Source organism: Mixta mediterraneensis, from assembly GCF_030283135.1.
Taxonomy (GTDB): domain Bacteria; phylum Pseudomonadota; class Gammaproteobacteria; order Enterobacterales; family Enterobacteriaceae; genus Pantoea; species Pantoea mediterraneensis.
This window is the reverse complement of the sequence record NZ_JASUAZ010000004.1, coordinates 132,989-159,433: the sequence shown is the minus strand read 5'-3', so window position 1 is coordinate 159,433 and position 26,445 is coordinate 132,989. Positions and strand designations below refer to the sequence as shown.

The window sequence follows — 26,445 nt, the reverse complement described above, 5'->3', positions numbered from 1 at the left end:
ATTACACCGCCACAGCCGGTCGTACCCCCAGGGTATGACAGATGGCGTAACTCATTTCAGCGCGGTTCAGCGTATAGAAGTGGAAATCTTTAACGCCTTCGCGAGAAAGAATTTTCACCATGTCCATGGCGATATTCGCGCCGACCATTTTGCGTGTTTCCGCATCATCATCCAGCCCTTCAAACATCGCGCTCATCCAGCCAGGAACACGCACATTGGTCATGGTAGCGAAGCGTTGTAGCTGCTTAAAGTTAGATACCGGTAAAATGCCCGGTATGATTTCAACGTCAATGCCTGCTGATACGCAGCGATCGCGAAAACGTAAATAGCTTTCAACGTCAAAGAAGAATTGAGTAATTGCGCGATTAGCACCGGCATCAATTTTACGCTTCAGGTTAATTAAATCAGCCTGCGCGCTTTTGGCTTCAGGATGCACTTCAGGATAAGCCGCGACTGAAATATCGAAATCACCCACTTCTTTCAGCAGCGAGACTAAATCGCAGCCGTACATTTCTGGTTTGCCGCTGCCCGCTGGCAGATCGCCACGCAACGCCACAATATGACGAATGCCATTGTTCCAGTAATCCTGCGCAATGGTACGTAACTCACCACGCGTGGCGTCAATGCAGGTCAGGTGCGGTGCCGCCTCTAAACCGGTGCGATCTTTGATGCCTTTAATAATGCTGTGGGTACGATCGCGCTCGCCCGAATTGGCACCATAGGTTACCGAAACGAATTTGGGCTTCAGGCTACTCAGGCGATCGATTGAACTCCACAGTGTGTCTTCCATTTCGCTGGTACGAGGCGGAAAGAATTCAAAAGAGACATTAATTTGCCCGTTCAGCTCTGCCAGGCTTTGATTTAGCGCTTCGCGCTGATTGGCATGAAAGAAACTCATCCTGCTACCTCATCGATCACATCGGTTAACTGTCGCCCTGCGAACATCCATACGTTTAGACGTCCAGATGCTCAAAATGAACGATTCCTCGCGCAGCGTCAACTTAAAAATGAACCAGAAAAGTGACAAATCTTCAGGGAACGTGAATAAAATTCAACATGCGGCGAGAAATAAGAAAAAGGCAGGCGATAAACGCGCCCGCCTGAAAAATTATAATAGCTGGGCGAGACGGTTAATATCTGACTGAATTGCGCCTGCGGTGACATCGCGCCCGGCCCCCGGCCCCCGGATCACCAGTGGATTATCGCGATACCAGCGACTTTCAATGGCGAACACGTTATCACACGGCAGCAGCGAGGCCAGCGGGTGCGTCGGTCGCACCGCTTCTACACCCACGCGCGCTTTGCCGTTAGCATCAAAGCGCGCCACATAGCGCAGCACTAACCCCATCTCCTGTGCCGCTTCAAAACGCTGCAACATCTGCTTGTTTAACGCATCGCCATTCTCGAAGAAATGGTCGATTGAGCCTTCTTCACAGTTATGGGGGACTAATGACTCAACCCGTACCTGATCCGGCTCGATGTTATATCCTGCTTCACGCGCCAGAATTACCAGCTTACGCATTACGTCCTGACCAGACAGATCAACGCGCGGATCAGGTTCGGTTAAGCCTTGCTGCCATGCCTGATCCACCAGCTCGGTGAAAGGCGCCGTACCGTCAAATTGCAGAAATAACCACGATAACGTGCCTGAGAAGATACCGCTGATTGACAATATGGTGTCGCCGCTGTCGCGCAGATCGCGCACCGTATAATTAATCGGTAAGCCAGCGCCGACTGTGGCGTTATAAAGCCAGTGGCGGCCTGTTTTAGTGAACGCATCACGGATCTGACGCCAGGTCTGGCTGTCGGATGCGCCAGCCACTTTATTCGCGCTAATGACGTGGAAACCGTGGCTGGCAAAATCAAGATACTGCTGAGCCAGCGGTGCGCTAGCGGTAACATCCAACACCACCAGATCGTCAAACGGGTGCGCACGCAACCACAGGAACAGGGATTCTTCGTCGCGCTTTTCAGCCTCATCGTCAAAGAAGGCGAGCGCACGACGGGCATCAACCCCTTCATAGTTCAGCAGGCTGCGCTGGCTATCCGCTACGCCCGCTAAAACAAATTCAAACCCCGTGCGTGCCGACAGCGTTTCCTGTTCGCGTGCGAACAGTTCCAGCCAGCGTGAACCGATATTACCTTTACCAAACAAAATCAGGCCAATACGTTTTTCCGCCCGGAACAGTGACTGATGCAGGCCCTGGATCAAATGTTGAGTAGGGCCCACGCGTAATACCGCAACCACGCTGATATGATCTTCCGACTGCCAGACAAACTCAACTGGCTGATCTTTTAGCTGCTGCCAGAAACGGTGAGTATGCAACGGATTACGGGTAACGCCTGCCCCAACCAAAGCGACCAGGGCTAGCCCATCACGTAACTGCAAATGCCCCGGCAAACCGGCATCCTGGAGCAGCGTGAAAGCGCTGTTAACCACTTCAGAGGTATAGCAAAGCTGCAATAACTGCCGATCGGGATGCACACCAACCGCCAGCGGACGTAGCTGCGCACGCTTCAACAGCAGTTCGATCTCTTTCTGCAGAAGGGCAAAATCATGTTGTTCCGGTAGCTGAATCTCGACCAGGCATACATCGTCATGGCTGGTGACAATACGCGCACCGGTGCCAGAGGCCAGCACGCGCTCAATACGCGTTGAGCCTTGTTCTGGCTGGTAGCTACAGCGCAACTGAAGGTCAATATCGCTGCCGGAAACGGGCTGTAGCGTGCGGGTATGTAATACCGGCGCAGCAAGGCGCGCCAGCTCGCTGGCCTCGTCGAGACGCAACAGCGGCAGCAGGCAGGCATCAGAGACCTTGCGTGGGTCAGCGCTGTAAACACCGGCCACATCGCTCCAGATGGTGACGCGACTTACACCCGCCAACGCGCCAATTTGGGTTGCAGAGTAATCGGAGCCATTACGGCCCAGCAGCACGGTTTCACCGGCATCGTTACGACAGATAAATCCGGTCACCACCACACGCTTATGCGGATGCTGCGCCAGCAAGGTTTGCAGCAGCGGCCACGATTTCCCTTCATCTACCTGCGGTTGTGCTGCTCGCTCGGCACGCAAAAAGTCGCGGGCATCCAGCCAGCAGGCGTCAATGTCATTCTGGCTTAAAACCGCGGCCATCAGGCGTGCTGACCAGACTTCGCCGTGACCCACCACCTCGGCGTACACGGCTTCAGTAATATTACCATCCAGCAGTGCGGCCAGTTTTTCCAAATCGCGGATAAACTGCTCAATTAAACGTTCAGCCATTTCAGCAGGAAGCAGCGCGCTAATCAGTTCGCTTTGATAGCGTCGTAAAGCCTGTTGCACTTGATGCGCCGAAAGGCGATCGCTATGGCTGAGCTTTAACCAGCTGATCAGCTGGTTAGTCGTCGATCCAGCGGCAGAAACCACCATTATATCACCCGGCTGGCTGTAGCCTGCCATAATGCTGGACACGCGCTGATAGCAGCGAGCATCCGCCAGACTACTGCCACCAAATTTGTGCAACTGCTTGCTGTTCGGCGTTCCTGCGCCTGCTGAAATCGTCATTATTAACCCTCGGCAGCGACCCGGAATGCATTATCCAAATCGGCAATTAAATCTTCGTGATCTTCAATACCTACAGAAACCCGCAGCAACGTTTCGGAGATGCCCGCTGCGGCCCGCGCCTCGGCTGACATGCCCGCATGCGTCATGGTTGCAGTATGAGAAATTAAACTTTCTACGCCGCCCAGTGATTCTGCGAGCGTAAACAGCCGTAGTGCTTTCAGGAAACGGCGCAGTAAAGCTTCGTCTCCATCAATTTCAAAGCTTAACATTGCGCCAAAACCGCGCTGCTGACGTACCGCGTGCTCATGTCCGGCGTTTTCGGGCAGTGAAGGATGATACAGCTTTTTCACTAACGTCTGTTGCTTTAGGTAATCGACTATTGCCAGGGCGTTGCGCTGGGCAGCGTTGATGCGCGGCGATAAGGTGCGCAGACCACGCAACAATAAATAACTGTCAAATGCCGCGCCGGTCACGCCAATATTGTTGGCCCACCAGGCGAGATCGGTGGCCAGCTGAGGATCCTTAGCAATGACCGCACCCGCCACGACATCTGAATGCCCATTAAGGTATTTAGTGCAGGAGTGGACGACTAAATCGGCACCCAGCGCCAGTGGATTTTGCAACGCCGGGCTGAGGAAGGTGTTATCGACCACGCTGATTGCCCCGGCTGCGCGAGCGGCTTCGCAAATAGCGGCAATATCAACCACGCGTAGCAATGGGTTGCTGGGGCTTTCCACCAGCACCAGCTTCGGCTTTTCATCAAGCGCTGCCTGCAATGCCGCTTTGTCACCTTGATCGACAAATTTTACGCGATAAGCGCCGCGCCTGCTCAGGCTATCAAACAGGCGATAGCTGCCACCGTAACAGTCATGTGGCGCGACGAGCAGATCGCCAGGCTTCAGGAACACCGTTGTCACCAGATGAATCGCTGACATGCCGGTATTGGTTAATACCGCCCCCGCTCCTCCTTCCAGCTCGGCCAATGCACGCTGCACTACGTCACGGGTTGGATTACCACGACGCGAATAGTCGTGAGCACGCGGCTCGTTAAAATCAATAAAGTTATACGTGCTGGAAAGGTGAATGGGTGGGACAACGCAGCCATATTGCTCGTCATCATTCAAACCGCTGCGAACTGCGATGGTTGCCTGTTTACGCGTCATGGTGCTAACTGTTCCTGAAGAGTGAAATTAAGAAGGCAACAGGATAGCACTCCGTAATTAGACGTCAATACATCTGGACATCTAAATGTCTTTGCGTATAGGTTGAGCAAAAACGCAATACCCGCTAAAATTATGCGTCATCGCCTGACGTTCAGGATTGTGTATATGCGACTTTGAACGGAGAAAAACCCGCCATTTAAGGGGTCAGGCGCTAAAAGATCAGGCATAATCCTCTGATTTCCTAACATTTAACTTTTATTGATTAAGGTAAACCATGGCTGAATGGAACGGCAAATATATCAGCCCGTACGCTGAGCACGGTAAAAAGAGCGAGCAGGTTAAAAAGATCACAGTTTCTATCCCGTTGAGCGTGCTAAAAATTTTAACGGATGAACGTACCCGTCGTCAGGTGAATAACCTGCGTCACGCCACTAATAGTGAACTGCTGTGCGAAGCCTTCTTACATGCCTTTACTGGGCAACCGCTGCCAGATGATGTGGATCTGCGCAAAGAACGCAGTGATGAAATTCCAGAAGAAGCAAAAAAGATCATGCGCGATATGGGCATTGACCCCGATACCTGGGAATACTAAATCGTCAGGCATAAAAAAACCCAGCCGAAGCTGGGTTTTTCTTGCTGTCGAACCGGTTCGATTCGAATGCCGTAATCTTATTTTTTGCTGCCCGGCAGGCTGAAACGCTTGTTAAAGCGGTCAACACGGCCACCAGTTGCAACTTCACGCTGCTTACCGGTGTAGAACGGGTGGCACTGACCGCAAACGTCCAGGTTCAGTTCGTGAGTCAGCGTAGAACGCGTATGAATCACGTTACCGCAAGTACAGTTAATGGTCACTGCTTCGTATTTTGGGTGAATACCTTGTTTCATGGGAAACCTCATATAAGGCCGTGTCGCTCTCCGCGCCAGGAAGCAATCCCGCACGGTACCACACGCTGTTAAACATTAATGGTGTACTCCGACAAGCTCTTTCTCATCGAAGGCGGCAAATTATACAGGTATTTTCGCCCTGCTGCAAATATGGCCTGATATATCCGCTTAAACGTGTAGCGTGTACACTACGTTTCCCGATCATTGAACCGGAAAGAGATTGCCATGCCCGTTGTTCAGGTTGCCCTGCCCGTTCCTTTACCTCGCCTGTTTGACTATCTGCCGCCGCTGGGTACGCAGCCGGTCATCGGTGGGCGTGTGAGCGTGCCGTTTGGCAACCGGAAGATGATCGGCATCGTCGTCGCCTGGCGAGAAACCAGCGATCTGCCGGAAACACAACTCAAGAAGATCAATGAGGTGCTGGATAGCGAATCGCTGTTCCCGCCCTCGCTATGGCGCATCCTGAACTGGGCCGCAGATTATTACCATTCTCCGCCTGGCGAAGTGTTAAGTCATGCGCTGCCGGTTCTGCTGCGTCAGGGCAAAGCCGCCCAGGAAACCCCCTTGTGGCAATGGCAAATCACCGAACAGGGACGTGCTACCGCTCCCGAAAGCCTGAAGCGCGCCCCGAAGCAACAGCAAGCGCTGGCTGCATTGCGGCAAAAGCCGCTGTATCGCCATCAGGTAACGTCCCATGATTTAACCGATGCCGTGATGCAGTCGCTGCGTACGAAAGGTTTGTGCGACCTGCATGCGCATTTACCGCCGAGGCATGACTGGCGCGACAGCTTTGCTGTTAAAGGCGAACGTCTGCGACTGAATACCGATCAGGCTACCGCGGTTGGTGCGATACGTGGCGAAGATGAACATTACGCCGCCTGGCTGCTGGCAGGTATTACGGGTTCTGGCAAAACTGAAGTCTATCTTAGCGTGCTGGAAAATGTGCTGGCGCGTGGCAAACAGGCGCTGGTCCTGGTGCCGGAAATTGGTTTAACACCACAGACCATCGCCCGCTTTCGTGAACGTTTTGACGCGCCAGTTGATGTGTTGCATTCCGCGCTGAATGACAGCGAACGTCTGGCAGTCTGGCTGCGTGCACGCCGTGGCGAAACGGCGATTGTGATTGGTACACGTTCGGCGCTTTTCACGCCGCTGGCGCGGCCTGGCGTCATCATCATTGATGAAGAGCATGACAGTTCGTACAAGCAGCAGGAAGGCTGGCGCTACCAGGCCCGCGATTTAGCAGTGTTCCGCGCACATGAAGAGGATATTCCGGTTGTGATGGGGTCAGCGACACCTGCGCTGGAAACGCTGCATAACGTGCGTAATGGCAAATATCGCCAGCTCGATCTGACGAAACGTGCCGGTAATGCTAAACCCGCGCTACAGCAGCTGATTGATTTAAAAGGCGTACAGCTGACTGGCGGTCTTGCGCCTGCGCTGATTGGCAAAATGCGTCAGCATCTGCAGGCGAACAATCAAGTTCTGCTGTTTCTGAATCGACGCGGTTTCTCACCCGCCCTGCTCTGTCATGATTGCGGCTGGATAGCTGAGTGTCAGCGCTGCGATCGTTATTACACGCTACATCAGCATCAGCGTCAGCTACGATGCCATCACTGCGACAGCCAGCGTCCGCTACCAAACCAGTGTCCACAATGCGGTTCAACTCATTTATTGCCGGTTGGCGTCGGAACGGAGCAGCTCGAACAGCATCTCGGTACGCTGTTTCCCGGTGTTGCCGTTTCGCGTATCGATCGTGACACCACCAGTCGTAAAGGCGCACTGGAACAACATCTGGCCGATGTACATCGTGGCGGCGCCCGTATACTGGTTGGTACGCAAATGCTGGCAAAAGGTCACCACTTTCCAGATGTGACACTGGTAGCGTTACTGGATGTGGATGGCGCACTATTTTCAGCAGATTTCCGCGCAGCAGAACGCTTTGCGCAGCTATATACCCAGGTTGCCGGACGTGCGGGTCGTGCAGGCAAACAGGGAGAAGTGCTGCTGCAAACCCATCATCCTGAACATCCATTGCTGCAAATATTGCTGCATCAGGGCTATTTTGCTTTTGCTCAGCAAACGCTGCTGGAACGACAAGCGGTGTTTTTACCGCCATGGACCAGCCATGCGCTGTTTCGTGCGGAAGATCATGATAACCAGCAGGCTGCCGAATTTCTGCAACAGTTGCGAAATCTGCTGGAAGTCAGCCCGCTCAATGACAAATCGATGTGGTTAATGGGTCCGCTACCTGCCCTGCAACCCAAGCGTAGCGGACGCTGGCGTTGGCAGCTATTGGTGCAACATCCATCACGTAAGCGTTTACAACACTTACTTAGCAGTTCATTACCCCTGGTCTCCACCCTGCCGACTGCACGTAAGGTGAAATGGACGCTGGATATTGATCCAACAGAAAGCTAAGTTGCAGCAAGAGTGCGAGCCAGATCGAAAAAAGTCGCATAAGTCACAATTTTTATGCAAATTAAGTAACAACCTTGCCGGGCGATCGTTAACAATACTGACCGGCCTGCTTTCAGGTCAGACCAAATAAACATTCGAACGTGAATAACGCGTCAGGAGTCAGTGTTGGAGCAGAATCAACAACAGCCCGCCACTACCATGAAAGATGTGGCGGAAAAAGCGGGCGTCTCGACCGCAACCGTTTCTCGTGCGCTAATGAATCCGGAAAAAGTCTCTGCCGCAACCCGACAGAAAGTTGAGCGCGCTGTCGTTGCTGTCGGCTATGCGCCGCATGGTTTATCACGCAACGGCCGCCGGGGTGAGACACAAACTATTCTGATTATCGTACCCGATATTTGTGATCCCTTTTTCAGTGAGATCATTCGTGGCGTCGAAGTGACCGCAGCGCAGGAAGGTTACCTGGTACTCATTGGCGACTGTGCGCATCAAAATCAGCAAGAAAAGACTTTCATGAACATGATGCTGGCGCGCCAGGTTGATGGCATGGTGTTGCTCGGTTCACAATTACCCTTTGATGCCAGTGTTGATGAACAACGCAACCTGCCGCCAATGGTGATGGCCAATGAATTTGCGCCTGAGATGGCTTTGCCAACGGTACATATTGATAATTTAACCGCATCCTTCGAAGCGGTTAATCATCTGCTTCAGCTGGGTCATACACAGATTGCCTGTATTGCCGGGCCTGAAACCATGCCGCTGTGCCAGTATCGTCTGCAGGGTTACCTTCAGGCGATGCGCCGTAGCGGATTGGCGATTGATCCGACTTATATCGTACGTGGCAACTTTACGTTTGAAGCGGGCGTGGCGGCACTGAAGCAGCTACTGGCGCTGCCGCAACCTCCGCGCGCCCTGTTTTGTCACAGCGATATTATCGCGCTCGGCGCGATAAAGCAGGCAAAACGCATGGGGCTTCGCGTCCCGGAAGATCTTTCAGTCGTGGGCTTTGCTGACATTGAACTGTCGCGCTATTGCGAGCCGCCGCTGACAACGGTGACACAGCCGCGTTATCAGATTGGCCGGGAAGCAATGCTGCTGTTGCTTGATGAGTTGCAGGGTCGGCGGGTAAATAATGGCTCACGCCTGCTAGATGCTGAGCTGGCGGTACGAGGCAGCACCGCGCCATGCAAAAAACGTGAAAAATAGACGTAACTTTCTACTTTTTTCAGTAAATTCTTAAGGCGAACACTGCTGGTCAAAGCACCGGCCCTTAAGTAACATGGCGGACTCCTTACCGGGCCGATTAACAGCAATAAAATCGCCCATTTGGCACTATTTTTTAAAGGGTATCTGAACGAGAGTGGCACAAAAAGATTATGTAGGCCGCGGACGTTCAACAGGGACGCGTCGCAAAAAAAGCCCCAGCCGTAGCAAGAAGAGCACTAAAGGCGGATCGGGTGCATCGAAATTAATGATTGTACTGGCGGTTGCGGTGTTGGTGACCTTTGCCGGTGGTTTATGGTTCCTCGCGCATCACCAAAAAGAAGATACGCCGGTGATTACGGATCATAAAGCCAACGGCAATGGCTTACCGCCGAAGCCTGAAGAGCGCTGGAAATACATCAAAGAGCTGGAAAACCGTCAGGTAACGGTGCCGACGCCAATCGAACCTTCGGCGGGCGGCGAAGTGAAGTCGCAAACGCAATTAACTGATGAACAGCGCCAACTGCTGGAGCAGATGCAAGCCGATATGCGTCAACAGCCAACGCAGCTAAACGAAGTACCGTGGAACGAACAAACTCCAGCACAGCGTCAGGTTACGCTGCAACATCAGCAACAATTGCAACAACTCCAGCGCCAGCAACAGCAAGTTCAACAGCAGCAGCGTCAACAGCTTCAGCAACAACGCCAACAACAACAGCAGAGCGTGCAACATCAGCCGCAACCAGCACCGATCACGCATGAGCCAGCCCCCACTGCTCAGCCGAAACCGCAAGAAACGGCGAAAAAACCGGTTGAAAAAGCCTCATCACAGCGCTGGATGGTACAGTGCGGTTCATTCAAAGGCACCGATCAGGCTGAATCAGTTCGTGCTGGCTTAGCATTCGAAGGCTTCGAAAGCCGCATCACAACCGGTGGCGGCTGGAATCGCGTAGTTATCGGCCCGTATAAAGATCGTTCGACTGTCGACAACGTCTTAAAACGTCTGCGCGGTTCTGGCCATTCCAGCTGTATTCCGCTTACCGTTGGGGGTTGAAACCCGTCAAACCCGCCCCATATCAGTTTGCATGATGCTTCGCGCCTCGTTGCGCGAAGCTTTTTTCGACTGAACAAGGGGTCTGCCCGTGACAACAATAGTAAGTGTACGACGCAACGGCCAGGTAGTGATTGGCGGTGATGGCCAGGCTACTCTCGGCAATACCGTAATGAAAGGCAACGTTAAAAAAGTGCGTCGTCTTTACAATGATAAAGTAATTGCCGGTTTCGCTGGCGGCACCGCAGATGCCTTTACCCTGTTTGAACTCTTCGAACGTAAACTTGAAATGCATCAGGGTCATCTGGTGAAGGCCGCTGTTGAGCTGGCAAAAGACTGGCGCACCGACCGTATGTTGCGCCGTCTCGAAGCCCTGCTGGCGGTGGCTGATGAGTCTGCGTCGCTGATTATCAGCGGTAACGGTGATGTGATTCAGCCTGAGAATGATTTGATCGCGATTGGTTCCGGTGGTCCTTATGCCCAGGCTGCGGCGCGCGCGCTGCTGGAAAACTCCGATCTGGGTGCCCGCGACATCGTGGAAAAATCGCTAAATATTGCCGGTGATATTTGCATCTACACTAACCACAACGTTAATTTCGAAGAATTACCGTCTAAGTCGTAAGGATTTTAACCATGTCTGAGATGACTCCTCGCGAAATCGTCAGCGAGCTAAACCGTTTTATCATCGGCCAGGACAGTGCAAAACGCGCCGTGGCTATCGCGCTGCGTAACCGCTGGCGCCGCATGCAGCTTGATGAAGAGCTGCGCCATGAAGTTACGCCGAAAAATATTTTGATGATCGGTCCAACCGGCGTGGGTAAAACCGAAATTGCGCGTCGACTGGCTAAACTGGCTAACGCGCCATTTATTAAAGTCGAAGCCACCAAGTTCACCGAAGTCGGCTATGTGGGTAAAGAAGTGGATTCTATTATCCGCGATCTGACCGATGCGGCTGTAAAAATGGTGCGCATGCAGGCAATCGAGAAGAACAAATATCGTGCAGAAGAGATGGCGGAAGAGCGCATTCTCGATGTATTGATTCCCCCGGCGAAAAATAACTGGGGTCAGGCGGAGCAAAACAGCGAACCGTCCGCAGCGCGTCAGTCATTCCGCAAAAAACTGCGTGAAGGCCAGCTGGATGACAAAGAGATTGAAATTGATCTCGCGGCGACTTCAGCCGGAGTAGAAATTATGGCGCCTCCGGGCATGGAAGAGATGACCAGCCAGTTACAGTCAATGTTCCAGAACCTGGGCGGCCAGAAACAGAAGCCGCGCAAGCTGAAGATCAAAGAAGCGATGAAGCTGCTGATTGAAGAAGAAGCGTCTAAGCTGGTCAACCCAGAAGAGCTGAAACAAGACGCCATCGAAGCCGTTGAGCAACATGGCATCGTGTTTATCGATGAGATCGACAAAATCTGTAAGCGCGGCGGCCAGAACGCCGGCGGACCGGATGTGTCGCGCGAGGGTGTACAGCGTGATTTGCTGCCGCTGGTTGAAGGCTGCACGGTGTCAACCAAACACGGCATGGTGAAAACTGACCATATCTTGTTTATCGCTTCCGGCGCGTTCCAGGTTGCCAGCCCGTCAGATCTGATTCCAGAACTGCAGGGGCGTTTGCCGATTCGTGTTGAATTGCAGGCGCTGACCGTGAACGACTTCGAGCGCATTCTGACCGAACCGAATGCGTCTGTTACCGTGCAGTACAAAGCGTTGATGAATACCGAAGGCGTGAATATTGACTTTACCGATGACGGTATTCGCCGTATTGCTGAAGCGGCATGGCAGGTTAACGAAACGACCGAGAATATTGGTGCGCGTCGCCTGCATACCGTGCTGGAGCGCCTGATGGAAGACATCTCTTATGATGCCAGCGATCGTCATGGCGAATCGGTCACCATTGACGCCGAATACGTGGGCCAGCACCTGGATCAGCTGGTTGCAGATGAAGACCTGAGTCGCTTCATCCTTTAATCTTGCTGTCTATGCGTTTGCTCAAAGCCCAGCCATCCGGTTGGGCTTTTTTCGTTGCATATCGCTGATGCATCGCTCTTTTCATCCGTTGATGATTTTGCCAACAATCCGCAGAAAGCGATATACTTACCGCTCCTGTGGCAAACAGACGAAACCCTTATGAAATACGATACATCTGAACTCTGCGACATCTACCATGAAGAAGTGAATGTTGTTGAACCGCTTTTTTCAAACTTTGGTGGGCGCACCTCATTCGGTGGTCAGATTACCACAGTGAAATGTTTTGAAGATAACGGCTTGCTTTACGATCTGCTCGAAGAGAATGGCCGTGGTCGCGTATTATTGATTGATGGTGGCGGCTCGGTACGTCGTGCATTGGTGGATGCGCAGTTGGCGCGTTTAGCGGCACAAAACGAGTGGGAAGGTATCGTGGTTTACGGTTCGGTACGTCAGGTTGATGAACTGGAAGAGCTGGAGGTGGGCATTCAGGCCATCGCCGCCGTTCCGGCTGGCGCTGCGGGTGAAGGTATTGGCGAAAGCGATGTGCGCGTTAACTTTGGCGGCGTCACCTTCTTCTCGGGTGACCATCTGTACGCTGATAACACCGGCATGATTCTTTCAGAAGATCCGCTGGACATCGAATAAAGCCAGCAACGAAAACGGGTGCCAGCGCACCCGTTTTTCATCTCAGCTGAGGCTTAACTTAAACCTCTTCCATTTTTCCCAGCAGTGCACGCAGGCGCTCTTGCCAGACATGCTGCTCCTCTTTCAGATGCTGATTTTCACGCACCAGTGCGTCCTGATTACCTGCCGCCTGTTGCGCGTCATTACGCAGATTGTTGTTCTGCTCTTTCAGTTCTTCAATTTCCATCTGCAGCAGAGTGATAGTATCAATCGCCTGCTGTACCTTCGCTTCCAGTTTTTCGAACACTTCAAATGACATCTTTCTGACCTCTCCCAAATCTTGCAAGGCGTTGATGATGCCAACTTAAGCGCACAACGCTTCAGCCAGCAACGATGTTTCGATTGTATGTAGCCTCACCGCGCAAGTCCAGCAACGCTGCCCTTTCCAGCGCAGTCTGTAACACTTTTCAGCCTATGCCTAAGAATCGACTTGCTGCGTATTTACGCGATCGCGCTCACCATTCAGGAATGCGCATATGATGCTTAAGGAAAGCAAAAACACGCGATAACGCGCATTTTTATGACACAGCACACAAAAATTGATTTCGCTATTTCTCGTTTATGTTCGTTAACGATAAGTTTACAGCAGCCCTACATTAGAGCTGGGTGGCTCACGGATTGAGAACAAAAACGGATAAAATTTAACCTCGCTTCAGGAATAACATCATGAGTCAGACAACTAACACGCTCAAAGGCCAGTGTATCGCCGAATTTATCGGAACCGGATTGATCATTTTTTTTGGCGCCGGTTGTGTTGCTGCGATGAAATTAGCGGGCGCTGCATTCGGTCAGTGGGAAATCTGTATCATCTGGGGATTAGGTGTTTCCATGGCAGCGTATCTCACCGCTGGCGTATCGGGTGCGCATCTTAATCCTGCTATTACCATCGCGCTTTGCCTGTTTGCTAATTTTGAGGGACGTAAAGTCGTACCTTACATCATTGCGCAGATTGCGGGTGCCTTCTGCGCAGCGGCGCTGGTCTATGGACTGTATTACAACCTGTTCTTCGATTACGAAGCCAGCCATCAAATGGTGCGAGGCACTGTCGAAAGCCTCGATTTAGCCGGTATCTTCTCAACGTATCCCAATCCGCATATCAGCGTAGGCCAGGCATTTTTAGTAGAGATGGTCATTACTGCCGTGCTGATGGCGGTAATTATGGGCCTGACCGATGATGGTAACGGCCTACCCCGTGGTCCGCTGGCACCGCTATTGATTGGCCTGTTGGTTGCCGTTATTGGCGGATCAATGGGTCCACTGACCGGATTCGCCTTAAACCCGGCGCGTGATTTCGGTCCAAAACTCTTCGCCTGGTTAGCCGGTTGGGGTAACGTGGCCTTTACTGGCAGTCGTGATATTCCTTATTTCCTCGTGCCGATTTTTGGTCCCATTGTGGGTGCTTGTTTGGGTGCTTTTGGGTATCGCGCTCTGATTGGCCGCCATTTACCTGGCGCAGTACAGGAACCTGCCAGCCCTACAACAGAAAAACCGGTCGCACGCGCTCAACAGCGTAAAGCGTAAGTTTCACCTTTATCATCAGGACAGAATTTATGACTACTACCACCGATAAAAAATACATCGTCGCGCTCGATCAGGGCACAACCAGTTCCCGTGCCGTGATCCTCGATCACGACGCAAACATCGTGGCGGTATCACAGCGCGAATTTACCCAGATCTACCCAAAAGCGGGCTGGGTTGAGCATGACCCAATGGACATCTGGGCATCACAAAGCTCCACTTTAGTTGAAGTGCTGGCCCATGCGGACATTCGCTCTGATGAAATCGCGGCGATCGGTATCACCAATCAGCGCGAAACCGCCATCGTCTGGGACAAAGAAACCGGTAAGCCTATTTACAACGCTATCGTTTGGCAGGATCCGCGTACCGCAGATTACTGTCACAAGCTGAAGAAAGAGGGTCTGGAGGAGTATATCCAGCACACCACCGGTTTGGTGATTAACCCTTATTTTTCCGGCACGAAAGTGAAGTGGATTTTGGATCACGTAGAAGGAGCACGTGAACGCGCAAAACGCGGCGAGCTGCTGTTCGGTACGGTTGACACCTGGCTGGTGTGGAAAATGACCCAGGGACGCGTGCATATCACTGACTATACCAACGCCTCGCGTACCATGATGTTCAACATCCACAAGCTGGAATGGGATCAGCGTATGCTGGACATCCTTGATATTCCACGTGAGATGCTGCCAGAAGTAAAATCCTCCTCGGAAGTTTACGGCCAGACCAATATCGGTGGTAAAGGCGGTACGCGTATTCCCATCGCGGGTATTGCGGGCGATCAGCAGGCTGCGCTATATGGTCAACTGTGCGTTCAAACTGGCATGGCGAAAAACACCTACGGCACTGGCTGCTTTATGTTGATGAACACCGGGACCGAAGCCGTAACGTCAACCCATGGCCTGTTGACCACTATCGCTTGCGGTCCACGCGGCGAAGTAAACTATGCGCTGGAAGGCGCGGTGTTTATCGGTGGCGCATCAATTCAGTGGCTGCGTGACGAAATGAAGCTAATCAGCGATGCTGCTGACTCTGAATATTTTGCGATGAAAGTGAAGGATTCTAACGGCGTTTATATGGTGCCAGCATTTACCGGCCTGGGTGCCCCTTACTGGGATCCGTATGCGCGCGGTGCGATTTTCGGCCTGACGCGCGGCGCCAACGCTAACCATATTATCCGTGCAACGCTGGAGTCTGTGGCTTATCAGACGCGTGATGTGCTGGAAGCCATGCAGAACGATGCGAAAACCCGTTTGAAGTCGCTGCGTGTAGATGGCGGCGCGGTCGCGAATAATTTCCTGATGCAATTCCAGTCGGACATTCTTGGTACGCGCGTTGAGCGTCCCGAAGTGCGCGAGGTGACTGCGCTGGGTTCAGCTTATCTGGCAGGTCTGGCGGTTGGCTTCTGGAAAGATCTGGAGGAAGTGCGCGCCAAGTCCGTTATCGAGCGTGAGTTCTGTCCAGGCCTTGAAACTACCGAGCGTAACTTCCGTTATGCAGGCTGGAAAAAAGCCGTTGCCCGTGCACAAGCCTGGGAAGATCAAGAATAATGTTCTGGCCCGCGATGTGCTGTCGCGGGCCTTTCCCCCCGCCCGACTCCCGCTGTGTTACACTGCCTGCCTGTTTTTTGTCAGGTGCATGCCATGAAACGAGAACTTGCCATTGAATTTTCCCGCGTAACCGAAGCGGCCGCTTTAGCGGGATACCGCTGGTTAGGACGCGGCGATAAAAACGCTGCCGACGGCGCCGCTGTCCACGCGATGCGTCACGTCTTAAATACCATTCATATCGACGGCCAGATTGTGATCGGCGAAGGTGAAATCGATGAAGCGCCAATGCTCTACATTGGTGAAAAAGTCGGAACCGGCAGCGGCGATGCGGTAGATATTGCCGTCGATCCGATTGAAGGCACTCGCATGACCGCAATGGGTCAGGCCAATGCGCTGGCCGTACTGGCGGTTGGCGATAAAGGCAGTTTTCTGCACGCGCCTGATATGTATATGGAAAAGCTGATTGTGGGTCCGGCTGCTCGTGGACATATCAATCTCGACCTGCCGCTGGAAACGAATTTGCGTAATATTGCTGCTGCGATAAATAAACCGCTGACGCAGTTAACCGTGTCGGTTTTGGCTAAGCCACGTCACGATGCTGTCATCAAACAGCTGCAGCAGCTCGGTGTGCGCGTGTTTGCCTTCCCGGATGGCGATGTCGCAGCCTCGATTTTGACCTGCATGCCGGATAGCGAAGTAGACGTGATGTACGGAATTGGCGGCGCGCCTGAAGGTGTGGTATCAGCAGCTGTAATCCGTGCGCTGGATGGCGATATGCAGGGAAGATTATTAGCGCGACATCAGGTAAAAGGCGACAGCCCAGAAAACCGTCAACTGGGTGAACAGGAACTACAGCGCTGTGCCGAGATGAATATTGAAGCAGGCAAACTGCTAACGCTGGATGCGATGGCGCGTAACGACAATGTCATTTTTGCTGCCACCGGCATCACCAGCGGCGATTTACTCAAGGGCATAACGCGCCAGGGCAACATCGCCACCAGTGAAACCTTATTGATTCGCGGTAAATCGCGTACCATCCGCCGTATTCAGTCGATTCACTATCTCGACCGGAAGGATCCAGCGCTGCATCAGTTTATCCTGTAACTGGCTGGTTGCCGCCTTCCGGCTGACGTGAGAGCGGCAACCAACAGATCAACATGACCAACGCGGTAAAAAACATCAGCATACCCATGCTGAACTGATCGCGCTGTGGCATAAACGCTGACAACCATGCCACCAGCCCCTAAATTTTGTAAACCGCCGATCAATGCGCCTGCGCTCCCTGCTAACCACGCGTAGGGTTCCATGGCACCGGATGTCGCCAGTGGAAACAGCATACCTGCGCCAAAGAAAAATAGCGCAGCAGGCACTAACAGCGTCCAGATATTCATGACACCAAACCACGCCGGAAGCCACATCAGGATACCCGCCAGCAGACAACTGTTTACGCCATACCACATCAGGCTGTGCCACGAACGCTGCTCACGTCCGGCGAACCAGGCGCCGAAGAAGGCAGCCGGAATAGGCAGGATAAACAGAATGCTCACAGTTAAGCTGTTCAGCCCCAGTACGCCACCCAGCAGCACACCACAGCTGGCCTCAAACACGGCAATTCCCGCCAGCGCGCCAATCAATAAAATGATATAGCGAATAAAGTTGATGTCGCTCAGCAATTTAGCGTAACGCATAAAAAATGGCGTGACTTCAGCGCTGTAAGGACGCGTTTCCGGCAACCAGCGCACCATTGCGCCCGTGACGGTCAGACACAGCGCCAGTAAAAAGGCGAAACAGGCGTGCCAGCCAAACAGTTGCGTCAGCAATGCGCCAATCACGGGAGCCAGCAACGGGCTGACTAAAATGCCCATATTTAACCAGCTGTTCGCCTGACGCAGCGGTTGACCAGAATAGAGATCGCGGGGCAGGGTTCGCGCCATCACACCAGCCACGCCGGTTCCCATTCCCTGAATAGCGCTGCCCAATATCAAAATATTGAGTGCAGGTGCCAGCATCGCGACTAGCGCGCCGATCATAAAGATCATCATGCCAGCCAGGATCACCGGGCGCCGCCCTACGCTATCGGAAAGCGGACCGTAGATCAGTTGCGATCCCCCATAGGTGATTAAATAGGCCGCCATAACGCGTTGCATGGTGCCGTCACGCACGTTCAACGCCTCCGCCATGGTTGCCATCGCCGGAACATAAATGGTTTGTGCCATCTGTCCGACCGCGACCAGAACAATTAACATCACCAACAGCGGGCGATTTTCCATTTTATTCATCATTATTGAGCAAAATTTCTAACTATAAATTAAGAAAAAAGCGGCCATAACGTAGGGTTGCTTAGGGTTACTGGCGGGCCAAAATATCAGGATTCGATGACAAAGCGAGGGGTGTGATAAAAGCGCTGAACTTGCATACGTCAAGTTTATGCACCAGCTTGTAAAGGTGACATAACAGTTTGTCGATTAGAGCCTTTGACCGGACGCAGGGTGGAAATCACAGAGCCAGATAGCGAAGATACCCGTATGCCTGAAAATCAACCAAGGAGTGAATATGGCCGAGTGGGTCAATGCGCAAGTGAAAGAAGTGAAGAACTGGACCGATGCGCTGTTCAGCCTGCGGGTTCAGGCGCCTGTCGATACGTTTATCGCCGGACAATTTGCCAAGCTGGCACTGGAGATTAATGGCGAACGCGTACAACGCGCCTATTCGTATGTGAATGCACCAAACGATCCCCTGCTGGAATTTTATCTGGTCACTGTACCGGAAGGAAAATTGAGTCCACATCTGTCTGCGTTACGGCCTGGCGATCAGGTGATGGTAACGAAAGAGGCTTCCGGTTTTTTTGTACTGGAAGAGGTGCCGGACTGCACAACGCTGTGGATGCTGGCGACCGGCACCGCGATTGGCCCTTATCTGTCGATTTTGCAGCAGGGCGAAGGGCTGGAGCGCTTCGAAAACATTGTGCTGGTGCATGCGGCGCGCTATGCCGCCGATTTAAGTTTTTTGCCCTTGATGCAGCAGCTCCAGCAGATCTATAACGGCAAACTGCACATCCAGACCGTAGTGAGTCGTGAGGAGATTGCCGGTTCGCTAACTGGCCGCGTTCCCGCATTGATCGAAAGTGGCGAGCTGGAACGCGTCGTTGGGTTGCCGATGGAGGCAGAAAGTAGCCATATTATGCTGTGCGGCAATCCACAAATGGTGCGCGACACCCAGCAGCTGCTGAAGGAGTCGCGCGGCATGCGTAAACATCTCAAGCGCAAACCGGGACATATGACCAGCGAACATTACTGGTAAACCGCTTTATATCGCACCGGCAACGCCGCGGCACCACATCGGCTTCTCTGACGGTGCCGCAAGCCATGCCAGCGCTGCGTAATGTTAGGCTTTATCACCCTGAGAGAAATTTAAGCCGCCGCGCTTTTGACCTTGCGGCTAAAACCCGGTCTAATTTGGAGCTGAGTTTACTGGTTAGGGTCGACAAAAATGAAGAGTTTGCCTGGCGCGCTGTTGTTAAGTTTTGCGCTGACGGTTCCGGCATTTGCCGCCGATCCACTACCACGGGATCGGGCCGAACATATGCCTACCGCGCCTTATCTGTTATCCGGCGCACCGACTTTTGATATGACTATCGGCCAGTTTCGCGAGAAATATAACGCGACTAACCCTCAACTTCCGCTGATGGAATATCGTGCCATTGATAATCGGGATGACAAAAGCAATCTGACGCGCGCTGCCAGTAAAATCAGCGAAACGCTGTATGCTTCTACCGCGCTGGAACCGGGCACCGGCAAGATTAAAACCCTGCAAATTACCTGGTTACCGCTGCCGGGACCGGACCAAAGCGCATCTCAGACCAGGGCCATGGAGTATATGACGGCAATGTTGCGCTTTTTTGTGCCGGGTTTATCCCCTGAAGAGGGATATAAAAAGCTGGAGAAGCTCCTGAGCGACGGCAAAGGCTCGCCCTATTTTGCCCATAATGAAGGCGCTTTGCGCTTTGTGGTGGCTGATAACGGTGATAAGGGATTAACTTTCGCTATCGAACCCCTCAAGCTGACGCTCGCCAGCCCTTGATCGGTTGGGCAAAAATGACGAAAAGCAAAGCTATCGACACATTTGATCTCTATACTGTCTGGCAGATAACGCTGCCTGCCGGCAGTGCCATTTCATGAACGCATTATGCGGAGGATAGAATGCGACATCCACTGGTTATGGGTAACTGGAAGCTGAATGGTAGCAAGCACATGACAGCCGAATTGATCGACGGTCTGCGCAAAGAGCTGTCTGGTGTTGAAGGGTGTGGCGTGGCGATTGCGCCACCGACGATTTACCTCGATCAGGCAAAACATGCTATCTCCGGTAGTCACATTGCACTGGGTGCTCAGAACGTAGATGTGAATCTGTCTGGCGCATTCACGGGTGAAGTTTCAGCGGACATGCTGAAAGACATCGGTGCGAAATACATCATCATCGGTCACTCTGAGCGTCGTACTTATCACAAAGAGAGCGACGAATTCATCGCTAAAAAATACGCAGTGCTGAAAACAGCTGGTCTGATCCCTGTTCTGTGCATCGGTGAAACCGATGCAGAAAATGAGGCGGGAAAAACAGAAGAAGTCTGCGCACGTCAGATTGACGCAGTATTAGAAACACAGGGCGCGGAAGCGTTCAAAGATGCCGTTATCGCTTATGAACCTGTTTGGGCGATCGGTACCGGTAAATCGGCCACGCCAGCGCAGGCGCAGGCGGTTCATAAATTCATCCGCGATCATATCGCTAAGAAAGATGCAGCTATCGCTGAACAGGTGATCATTCAATATGGCGGTTCTGTTAACGATAAGAATGCCGCCGAGCTGTTTACTCAGCCAGATATTGATGGTGCATTAGTTGGCGGTGCGTCGCTGAAAGCCGAAGCTTTCACCGTAATCGTTAAAGCCGCAGCCGCAGCGAAAAACGCGTAAGTCTTTACCTGTGGATTGAAGGGCGGCGCCTGTGCCGCCTCATTTATTGGTCGCAATAATTTACAGCTGTGATCCTGCAATTCTTCTGCCGAGCCGCTGTTAAACAGCAGCCAGTTACGCTCAATTGCCATTAACACCAAACGACCATCCGATAAGCTTGCCACTGCCAGACCATATTTTCCCATTGCGTTGCGCGCATTGGGTACTTCTGTCGCCAGACGGATAAATGCGCTTTGCTGTAGCAATTCCGGCGTTGTCAGCGTGCGCAGCAAATAGCGGTGCTTGCGTAAGGTTTCTGTTTGCCATTGATCGTTGAGAGAGGCTGCCAGCACGTCGAGACGCTGTCGCACATCAGGTCGCAAACAAGAGATATGAATGTGTAGCTGATTCTGCGTGCGGCCATATTGTGCGTTGATCGCCAGCGACAGCACGCGATCTTTAATAGGCTTAGCACGACGTTGCGCTAATAAATGCCGTTCTTGCCAGGCAAGGGCAATGTAGTTGGCTGTAGCAGGGTCAAGCAGTTGCGGACTTTCAATGCCAGTGGTTTTCACCACTGGGATAAGCAGGTATTGCAGCGGACCTTTCAGATCCTTCAGGGTTGCATAGCCACGCGCAAGGTCAACCTTCTGGCATGGCATTGGCTGACCTTCTCGTTGCAGATTTGGTACGCATTTTTCGCTGACAATCTGCCATAAGGCGTCAGAATTTTTTCTGAAATGAAAGGCCGCGACAAGCATTGCGGTAATAATGAGTGCGAGCAGAACCACGACTGGATTGAAGGCGCAACGACGTCCCTGCATAGCAAGGCTTCCTCTGTTCCCGACCAGTCAGCATCCTCGCCTGGTAACGTTTCAATGTCACGCACAAGAACATGGCCAGCCTGGAACTAAACCGCGCTAAAAAGACAAAACCCCTACTGACTGGTTACCCAGCTTTCGGGGTTTAGCTGAACGATACGATAATATTACGGCTTCATAACCTGATCATAGGTGCCGCCATCAGTGAAGTGCGTTTTCTGCGCTTTTGTCCAGCCGCCAAATTTGTCGTCAATGTTGAACAGTTTTACCGGTGCAAAAGTGCTGGCAAATTTCTTCGCCACTTCTGTATCGCGTGGGCGGTAATAATTCTGCGCTGCAATGGTTTGGCCTTCTGGCGAGTAGAGGTACTTCAGGTATTCATTGGCCACTTTACGCGTGCCTTTTTCATCGACGACTTTGTCGATAACCGAAACAGTAGGTTCAGCCAGAATCGATTCGCTCGGCGTAACGATTTCAAACTTGTCTTTACCCAGCTTGTTCACAGCCAGATACGCTTCGTTTTCCCAGGCAATCAGCACGTCACCAATTCCACGTTCTACAAAGGTGTTGGTCGCGCCACGTGCCCCCGAATCCTGCACTTCAACGTTTTTAAACAGCGCTTTGACGTATTGCAGCGCTTTAGCCTGATCGCCATTGTTATGATCTAACGCCCAACCCCACGCCGCCAGATAGTTCCAGCGAGCCCCGCCTGACGTTTTTGGATTTGGCGTGATAACAGACACGCCCGGCTTGATCAGATCGCTCCAGTCATGGATCCCCTTGGGATTGCCTTTACGTACCAGGAAAACAATGGTGGACGTGTAGGGAGCGGAATTATCCGGCAAACGTTTGATCCAGTTTTTGTCGATGCGGCCGCGTTCAGCAATTGCATCAACATCTGATTGTAACGCCAGCGTGACAACATCAGCGCGAATACCGTTGATCACTGAGGTGGCCTGTTTACCAGAGCCGCCGTGAGATTGACGAATCACTACATTATCGCCAGTTTCCTGTTTGTAATGCGCACTAAACGCTTTGTTGTATTGTTCATACAACTCACGCGTTGGATCATAGGAAACGTTTAATAACTGAATATCCTTTGCCAATACGCTGGAGGATGCCAGCAACAGGGTAAAACCGATACTCCACTTGTTCATCACGCGCTCTCCCAATGTCGTTATGGAATAAGCGTGACATAAACCAAAGCAGAGCTAAAAGAATTAAAAAAAATCCAATATAACTTAAGGGAATATACAGCGAAGATGGCAGGGCGCATTAATAATACGCCCTGAAAAATCAGTAAAGCTGTTTTGCGGTGTCCAGCCAGTCACGTTTAAAAGGACGTTTCATATTTTCAATGGCATCAATAATGTCATGATGCACCATTTTTTCGTTTTGAATCCCCACGCAACGTCCGCCGTAATCCTGCATCAGCAGCTCGATCGAGTAAGCGCCCATACGTGATGCCAAAATACGGTCATAGGCGCAAGGCGCTCCGCCTCGCTGAATGTGACCCAGGACAGTTGAGCGTGTTTCACGTTTGGTTTCTGTTTCAATAAAGCGCGCCAGATCGTCAATGTCGCAGATGTGCTCGGTAATAGCGACAATCGCATGTTTTTTACCTTTGGCAATACCCGCTTTGATTTCCGCAACTAACTCTTCACGGGTATAAGGAATTTCTGGCAATACAATAAATTCACAACCGCCCGCAATTGAGGCTGCCAGCGTCAGGTCGCCGCAATGACGGCCCATCACTTCAACAATTGAAATACGCTGGTGCGATGACGAGGTGTCACGTAAGCGGTCAATGGCTTCTACTACTGTTTCCAGCGCAGTGAAATAACCAATGGTGTAATCGGTGCCGGCAACATCGTTATCAATGGTGCCTGGCAGACCAATGCACGGAAAGCCCATTTCAGTCAGGCGCTTTGCGCCCATGTAAGAGCCGTCACCGCCAATCACGACCAGCGCGTCAATGCCGCGCTTCTTCATGTTTTCGATAGCGACCTGGCGAATTTCTTCGTTGCGAAATTCGGGAAAACGGGCAGAACCCAGGAAAGTACCGCCACGATTAATCATGTCTGACACGCTGTAGCGGTCCAGGTTGATCATGCGATCTTCATACAAACCCAAATAGCCGTCATAGATACCAAAAACTTCCAGTCCTTCACTCAGCGCGGAGCGGACAACTCCGCGAATGGCTGCGTTCATGCCTGGGGCGTCACCGCCGCTGGTCAATACACCGATTTTTTTGATCATGACAACCTCTGGATTGTTCAAAACGAAGGGTTAATCCTGCCTGTCGAACGCCGTTTTGCTGATTTATGCCAGGCGCGACTTACGATGGCAAATAGTATATCAAAGGCTTGCGGCTGAATTGATTCAGGTCAGGCAAGTTTTCATTTATTTTTGCAGCAATGTTAGCGTCACGTCATTTTCATTTGTACTAAGTTGATTTTTTTAGTTAAAAACCGAGTGAATCCTGCTGTTCGAACGGTACTACAGAACAGGGATCTTGATGGATTATTACGTCAGAGCCGGGGAATTTCTTAAGCAAGGCTTTCTCAACCTGATCAGCCACACGATGTGCCTGTACTAACGGTAGCTGATCCTCCAGCTCTAAATGCAGCTGAATAAATTTAGTTGGGCCAGACTGGCGTGTACGCAGATCGTGTACGCCCTGCACACCCGGCCAGTTAATCGCAACCTCAAGAATTTGCTGCCTTTCCTCTTCCGGTAAGGCACGGTCAAGCAATGACTGTACCGCCTCATATCCCATACGCAACGCGCTATAAAGGATAAAAACGCCAATCCCCAATGCAAATAATGCATCAGCGCGGACAAAACCATAGCCACTTAATACTAAAGCAGCCAGGATTGCTCCGTTCATAATGACATCCGATTGGTAATGCAACATGTCAGCGCGTATCGCCTGGCTGCGGGTTTTACGTACTACCCAACGCTGAAATGCCACCAGAGTTAACGTTGAAAATAACGCGACGACGGTAACAACAATCCCGACGATAGGCGCACGTAATACATTGGGGGAAGCAAGATGTTGTAGACCCGTAAGGAACAGAAACAGGGCAGAACCAGAAATAAACATGCTTTGCGCCAGCGCCGCTAAAGATTCAGCTTTACCGTGGCCAAAAGTGTGATTGGCATCTGCGGGCTGTAGCGCGTAGCGAACCACCAGGAGATTAGTCAGCGAGGCAGCTATATCGACTAAAGAATCAACCAGCGCCGCTAGCAAGCTGACAGAACCGGTGTACCACCAGGCGAAAATTTTCACAATCAACAAGGTGCTAGCAAGGATAGTTGCTGCTAACGCTGCGCGTTTAACCAATCGAGCATAGGTGGGTTGCATATCTGGCTCCCTTATACGCGTCCATTAAGGCGCATACCCAAACTGGGACAATAGCTTAAGTCTAACACCTGGGTTGCGGCTGCGCATAAAAGGCTGGCTCAACCGAGCTAGAGCGGTTGATTGAAGTAAGAGGGCGCGAAAAATTTCTGATAAAATCCAGATAAAAACATGCCCCGACTTCGGGAAAGGCGGGGCAGTCTGCTTATTCTCATAAGCGCCAGATTAAAATACAGATCTAACAAGGCAAAGGCTAGCTACGGCCGCCATGGCTGTTTTTGCCACCTTTTTTACCTGCCTCAGAGGCTTTTTCGCGGTCGTTTTTAAAGTTACCACCGCTGCTCTGACCGCCTTTTTTGCCGGCTTCAGAGGCTTTTTGCGGGTTTTCTGCGAAATTACCTGAACCACCACGATGTTCTGCCATAATTTACTCCGTTAATAGACGTACTTTAGATTACATAATGTGGTTGAAGCTCTCCATTTTTCCCGGGATGTATCGCCTTCCTTGTTGCGACAAAATTAAGTATAGAACGCAGGCCCTGGCTCGCAAGCGCAGCGACAGGTTTATAACCTATTGTTTTATAATAGAATAAAAAATAACATCCTTAATTAATTCATTATTTATTAACGGGTTAATTAATCTAAAATTTTTTGGCATTTAATTTGCGCTGCGCTTAAGAAAAAAAGAAAACAAAAATTAATTAAGCAGAGCGGGAAAAATTAAATTAATAAGACAATTAATAAGGGCTTTACTGGATTTAAGTCAGAGCGCGGAAAATACTCGTCGGAATAATGCGTAAGTGCCAGTACTCGTTTAAGTTATAGCTTCTGACGGCGTTCAGAACTATTAAGCCACTACAGCACGTCAGACACACACAAAGAGCCCGCTTGGCGGGGGTTCTTTTTCTTTTTGCTATCACAACGCAGTTATACGCTCAAGCGCTGCCTGAGCCAAAAAGCCCGAACGGCTTTTAAACTCCGGGTGCGAAGCAACACAACGATCAATCCGGTCAATCAGTGATTTAGGTAACATGACGTTAATTTTTTCCAAGCCGCCCAGCAAACGGATAACATCAACGTCAACCAGCGCCCATGTGTAATCCGCATAATCGGGATTTGCAGCCAGAGCCTCAACAGTAGACACGGCGGGAATATCATGTCCCAACTCTACGGATAATACGATATGTCCAGTAATCGCCTCTTTTGCATTAGCTATGGCTTCATCCAGAGTATCACCTGCGGAAAAACATCCAGGCAAATCGGGAACAGTTACGCCGTATGCGTGCTCGCTGTCGCCAGCTTCTATTGCAATTGGATAAAACATATTCAA

Annotated in this window: 23 protein-coding genes and 2 pseudogenes; 13 read left to right on the top strand and 12 right to left on the bottom strand. The window is 51.7% G+C overall.

Features of this window, described 5'->3' with window-relative positions; all coding sequences use genetic code 11:
• Window position 1: 1 nt before the first annotated feature.
• The 3 genes from metF to metB form a co-directional block, all read right to left on the bottom strand.
• The gene (gene metF, locus QRY16_RS05055) at window positions 2–898 is read right to left on the bottom strand and encodes a methylenetetrahydrofolate reductase (RefSeq protein ID WP_193406093.1); all 897 of its coding nucleotides are present in this window, start codon (window positions 896–898) and stop codon (window positions 2–4) included.
• Window positions 899–1,108: 210 nt separating this feature from the next.
• Window positions 1,109–3,544 (bottom strand): bifunctional aspartate kinase/homoserine dehydrogenase II, encoded by a 2,436-nt coding sequence (locus QRY16_RS05050; protein WP_289775851.1) that lies wholly within the window; start codon window positions 3,542–3,544, stop codon window positions 1,109–1,111.
• Window positions 3,545–3,546: 2 nt separating this feature from the next.
• Window positions 3,547–4,707, bottom strand: a complete 1,161-nt coding sequence (gene metB, locus QRY16_RS05045) for a cystathionine gamma-synthase (RefSeq protein WP_193406095.1) — start codon at window positions 4,705–4,707, stop codon at window positions 3,547–3,549.
• Between the two features lie 274 nt (window positions 4,708–4,981).
• On the opposite strand from metB, the gene metJ reads away from it, so the two are divergent.
• Complete coding sequence (gene metJ / locus QRY16_RS05040; RefSeq protein WP_193406096.1) at window positions 4,982–5,299, top strand: met regulon transcriptional regulator MetJ; 318 nt, start codon at window positions 4,982–4,984, stop codon at window positions 5,297–5,299.
• Window positions 5,300–5,376: 77 nt separating this feature from the next.
• On the opposite strand, the gene rpmE is transcribed toward metJ, so the two are convergent.
• Window positions 5,377–5,592 (bottom strand): 50S ribosomal protein L31, encoded by a 216-nt coding sequence (gene rpmE, locus QRY16_RS05035; RefSeq protein WP_193406097.1) that lies wholly within the window; start codon window positions 5,590–5,592, stop codon window positions 5,377–5,379.
• Between the two features lie 225 nt (window positions 5,593–5,817).
• Between rpmE and priA the strand changes: the two genes are divergently transcribed.
• From priA to rraA, 6 genes are all read left to right on the top strand, one after another.
• On the top strand, window positions 5,818–8,013 hold the full coding sequence (gene priA / locus QRY16_RS05030; protein ID WP_193406098.1) for a primosomal protein N': 2,196 nt from the start codon (window positions 5,818–5,820) through the stop codon (window positions 8,011–8,013).
• Between the two features lie 165 nt (window positions 8,014–8,178).
• The gene (gene cytR / locus QRY16_RS05025; RefSeq protein WP_289775850.1) at window positions 8,179–9,216 is read left to right on the top strand and encodes a DNA-binding transcriptional regulator CytR; all 1,038 of its coding nucleotides are present in this window, start codon (window positions 8,179–8,181) and stop codon (window positions 9,214–9,216) included.
• A 154-nt stretch (window positions 9,217–9,370) separates the two neighbouring features.
• The gene (gene ftsN, locus QRY16_RS05020) at window positions 9,371–10,267 is read left to right on the top strand and encodes a cell division protein FtsN (RefSeq protein WP_289775849.1); all 897 of its coding nucleotides are present in this window, start codon (window positions 9,371–9,373) and stop codon (window positions 10,265–10,267) included.
• Window positions 10,268–10,355: 88 nt separating this feature from the next.
• On the top strand, window positions 10,356–10,886 hold the full coding sequence (gene hslV / locus QRY16_RS05015; RefSeq protein WP_193406101.1) for an ATP-dependent protease subunit HslV: 531 nt from the start codon (window positions 10,356–10,358) through the stop codon (window positions 10,884–10,886).
• Between the two features lie 11 nt (window positions 10,887–10,897).
• Complete coding sequence (hslU, locus tag QRY16_RS05010) at window positions 10,898–12,235, top strand: ATP-dependent protease ATPase subunit HslU (RefSeq protein WP_193406102.1); 1,338 nt, start codon at window positions 10,898–10,900, stop codon at window positions 12,233–12,235.
• 159 nt (window positions 12,236–12,394) lie between these two features.
• Window positions 12,395–12,880 carry a ribonuclease E activity regulator RraA gene (rraA, locus tag QRY16_RS05005; protein ID WP_193406103.1) on the top strand — a complete coding sequence of 162 codons (486 nt, stop codon included), beginning with the start codon at window positions 12,395–12,397 and terminating at the stop codon, window positions 12,878–12,880.
• Between the two features lie 58 nt (window positions 12,881–12,938).
• Here the strand turns inward: rraA and zapB are convergent, their stop codons facing one another.
• On the bottom strand, window positions 12,939–13,178 hold the full coding sequence (gene zapB / locus QRY16_RS05000) for a cell division protein ZapB (protein WP_193406104.1): 240 nt from the start codon (window positions 13,176–13,178) through the stop codon (window positions 12,939–12,941).
• Between the two features lie 407 nt (window positions 13,179–13,585).
• On the opposite strand from zapB, the gene QRY16_RS04995 reads away from it, so the two are divergent.
• From QRY16_RS04995 to glpX, 3 genes are all read left to right on the top strand, one after another.
• Window positions 13,586–14,440: an MIP/aquaporin family protein gene (locus QRY16_RS04995; protein ID WP_289775848.1), complete on the top strand. Its 855-nt coding sequence runs from the start codon at window positions 13,586–13,588 to the stop codon at window positions 14,438–14,440.
• 29 nt (window positions 14,441–14,469) lie between these two features.
• Window positions 14,470–15,984: a glycerol kinase GlpK gene (glpK, locus tag QRY16_RS04990; protein ID WP_289775847.1), complete on the top strand. Its 1,515-nt coding sequence runs from the start codon at window positions 14,470–14,472 to the stop codon at window positions 15,982–15,984.
• A gap of 93 nt (window positions 15,985–16,077) precedes the next feature.
• On the top strand, window positions 16,078–17,088 hold the full coding sequence (gene glpX, locus QRY16_RS04985; protein ID WP_289775846.1) for a class II fructose-bisphosphatase: 1,011 nt from the start codon (window positions 16,078–16,080) through the stop codon (window positions 17,086–17,088).
• Here the strand turns inward: glpX and emrD are convergent.
• Window positions 17,078–18,263: pseudogene (gene emrD, locus QRY16_RS04980) on the bottom strand (multidrug efflux MFS transporter EmrD). The gene glpX and the pseudogene emrD sit on opposite strands and share 11 nt — an antisense overlap.
• A gap of 274 nt (window positions 18,264–18,537) precedes the next feature.
• On the opposite strand from emrD, the gene fpr reads away from it, so the two are divergent.
• The 3 genes from fpr to tpiA all read left to right on the top strand — a co-directional run bounded on the left by fpr (window position 18,538) and on the right by tpiA (window position 20,951).
• Window positions 18,538–19,284 (top strand): ferredoxin--NADP(+) reductase, encoded by a 747-nt coding sequence (fpr, locus tag QRY16_RS04975; protein ID WP_289775845.1) that lies wholly within the window; start codon window positions 18,538–18,540, stop codon window positions 19,282–19,284.
• Window positions 19,285–19,473: 189 nt separating this feature from the next.
• The gene (locus tag QRY16_RS04970) at window positions 19,474–20,064 is read left to right on the top strand and encodes a YiiQ family protein (protein ID WP_193406109.1); all 591 of its coding nucleotides are present in this window, start codon (window positions 19,474–19,476) and stop codon (window positions 20,062–20,064) included.
• A 119-nt stretch (window positions 20,065–20,183) separates the two neighbouring features.
• Window positions 20,184–20,951 carry a triose-phosphate isomerase gene (gene tpiA, locus QRY16_RS04965; protein ID WP_193406110.1) on the top strand — a complete coding sequence of 256 codons (768 nt, stop codon included), beginning with the start codon at window positions 20,184–20,186 and terminating at the stop codon, window positions 20,949–20,951.
• Between the two features lie 32 nt (window positions 20,952–20,983).
• Here tpiA and QRY16_RS04960 read toward each other — a convergent pair.
• From QRY16_RS04960 to QRY16_RS04935, 6 genes and pseudogenes are all read right to left on the bottom strand, one after another.
• Window positions 20,984–21,754 (bottom strand): annotated as a pseudogene (locus QRY16_RS04960) (CDP-diacylglycerol diphosphatase); the annotation flags it as partial.
• 164 nt (window positions 21,755–21,918) lie between these two features.
• Entirely contained in the window at window positions 21,919–22,908 is a 990-nt protein-coding gene (locus QRY16_RS04955) for a sulfate ABC transporter substrate-binding protein (RefSeq protein WP_289775844.1), read from the bottom strand.
• 139 nt (window positions 22,909–23,047) lie between these two features.
• Window positions 23,048–24,010, bottom strand: coding sequence for a 6-phosphofructokinase (pfkA, locus tag QRY16_RS04950; protein WP_289775843.1), 963 nt, complete (start codon window positions 24,008–24,010; stop codon window positions 23,048–23,050).
• A 205-nt stretch (window positions 24,011–24,215) separates the two neighbouring features.
• Window positions 24,216–25,118 (bottom strand): CDF family cation-efflux transporter FieF, encoded by a 903-nt coding sequence (gene fieF, locus QRY16_RS04945; RefSeq protein ID WP_193406113.1) that lies wholly within the window; start codon window positions 25,116–25,118, stop codon window positions 24,216–24,218.
• Window positions 25,119–25,368: 250 nt separating this feature from the next.
• Entirely contained in the window at window positions 25,369–25,539 is a 171-nt protein-coding gene (locus QRY16_RS04940; RefSeq protein WP_193406114.1) for a con-10 family general stress protein, read from the bottom strand.
• 492 nt (window positions 25,540–26,031) lie between these two features.
• Window positions 26,032–26,439: a type II toxin-antitoxin system HicB family antitoxin gene (locus QRY16_RS04935; RefSeq protein WP_289775842.1), complete on the bottom strand. Its 408-nt coding sequence runs from the start codon at window positions 26,437–26,439 to the stop codon at window positions 26,032–26,034.
• Between the last annotated feature and the right edge of the window lie 6 nt (window positions 26,440–26,445).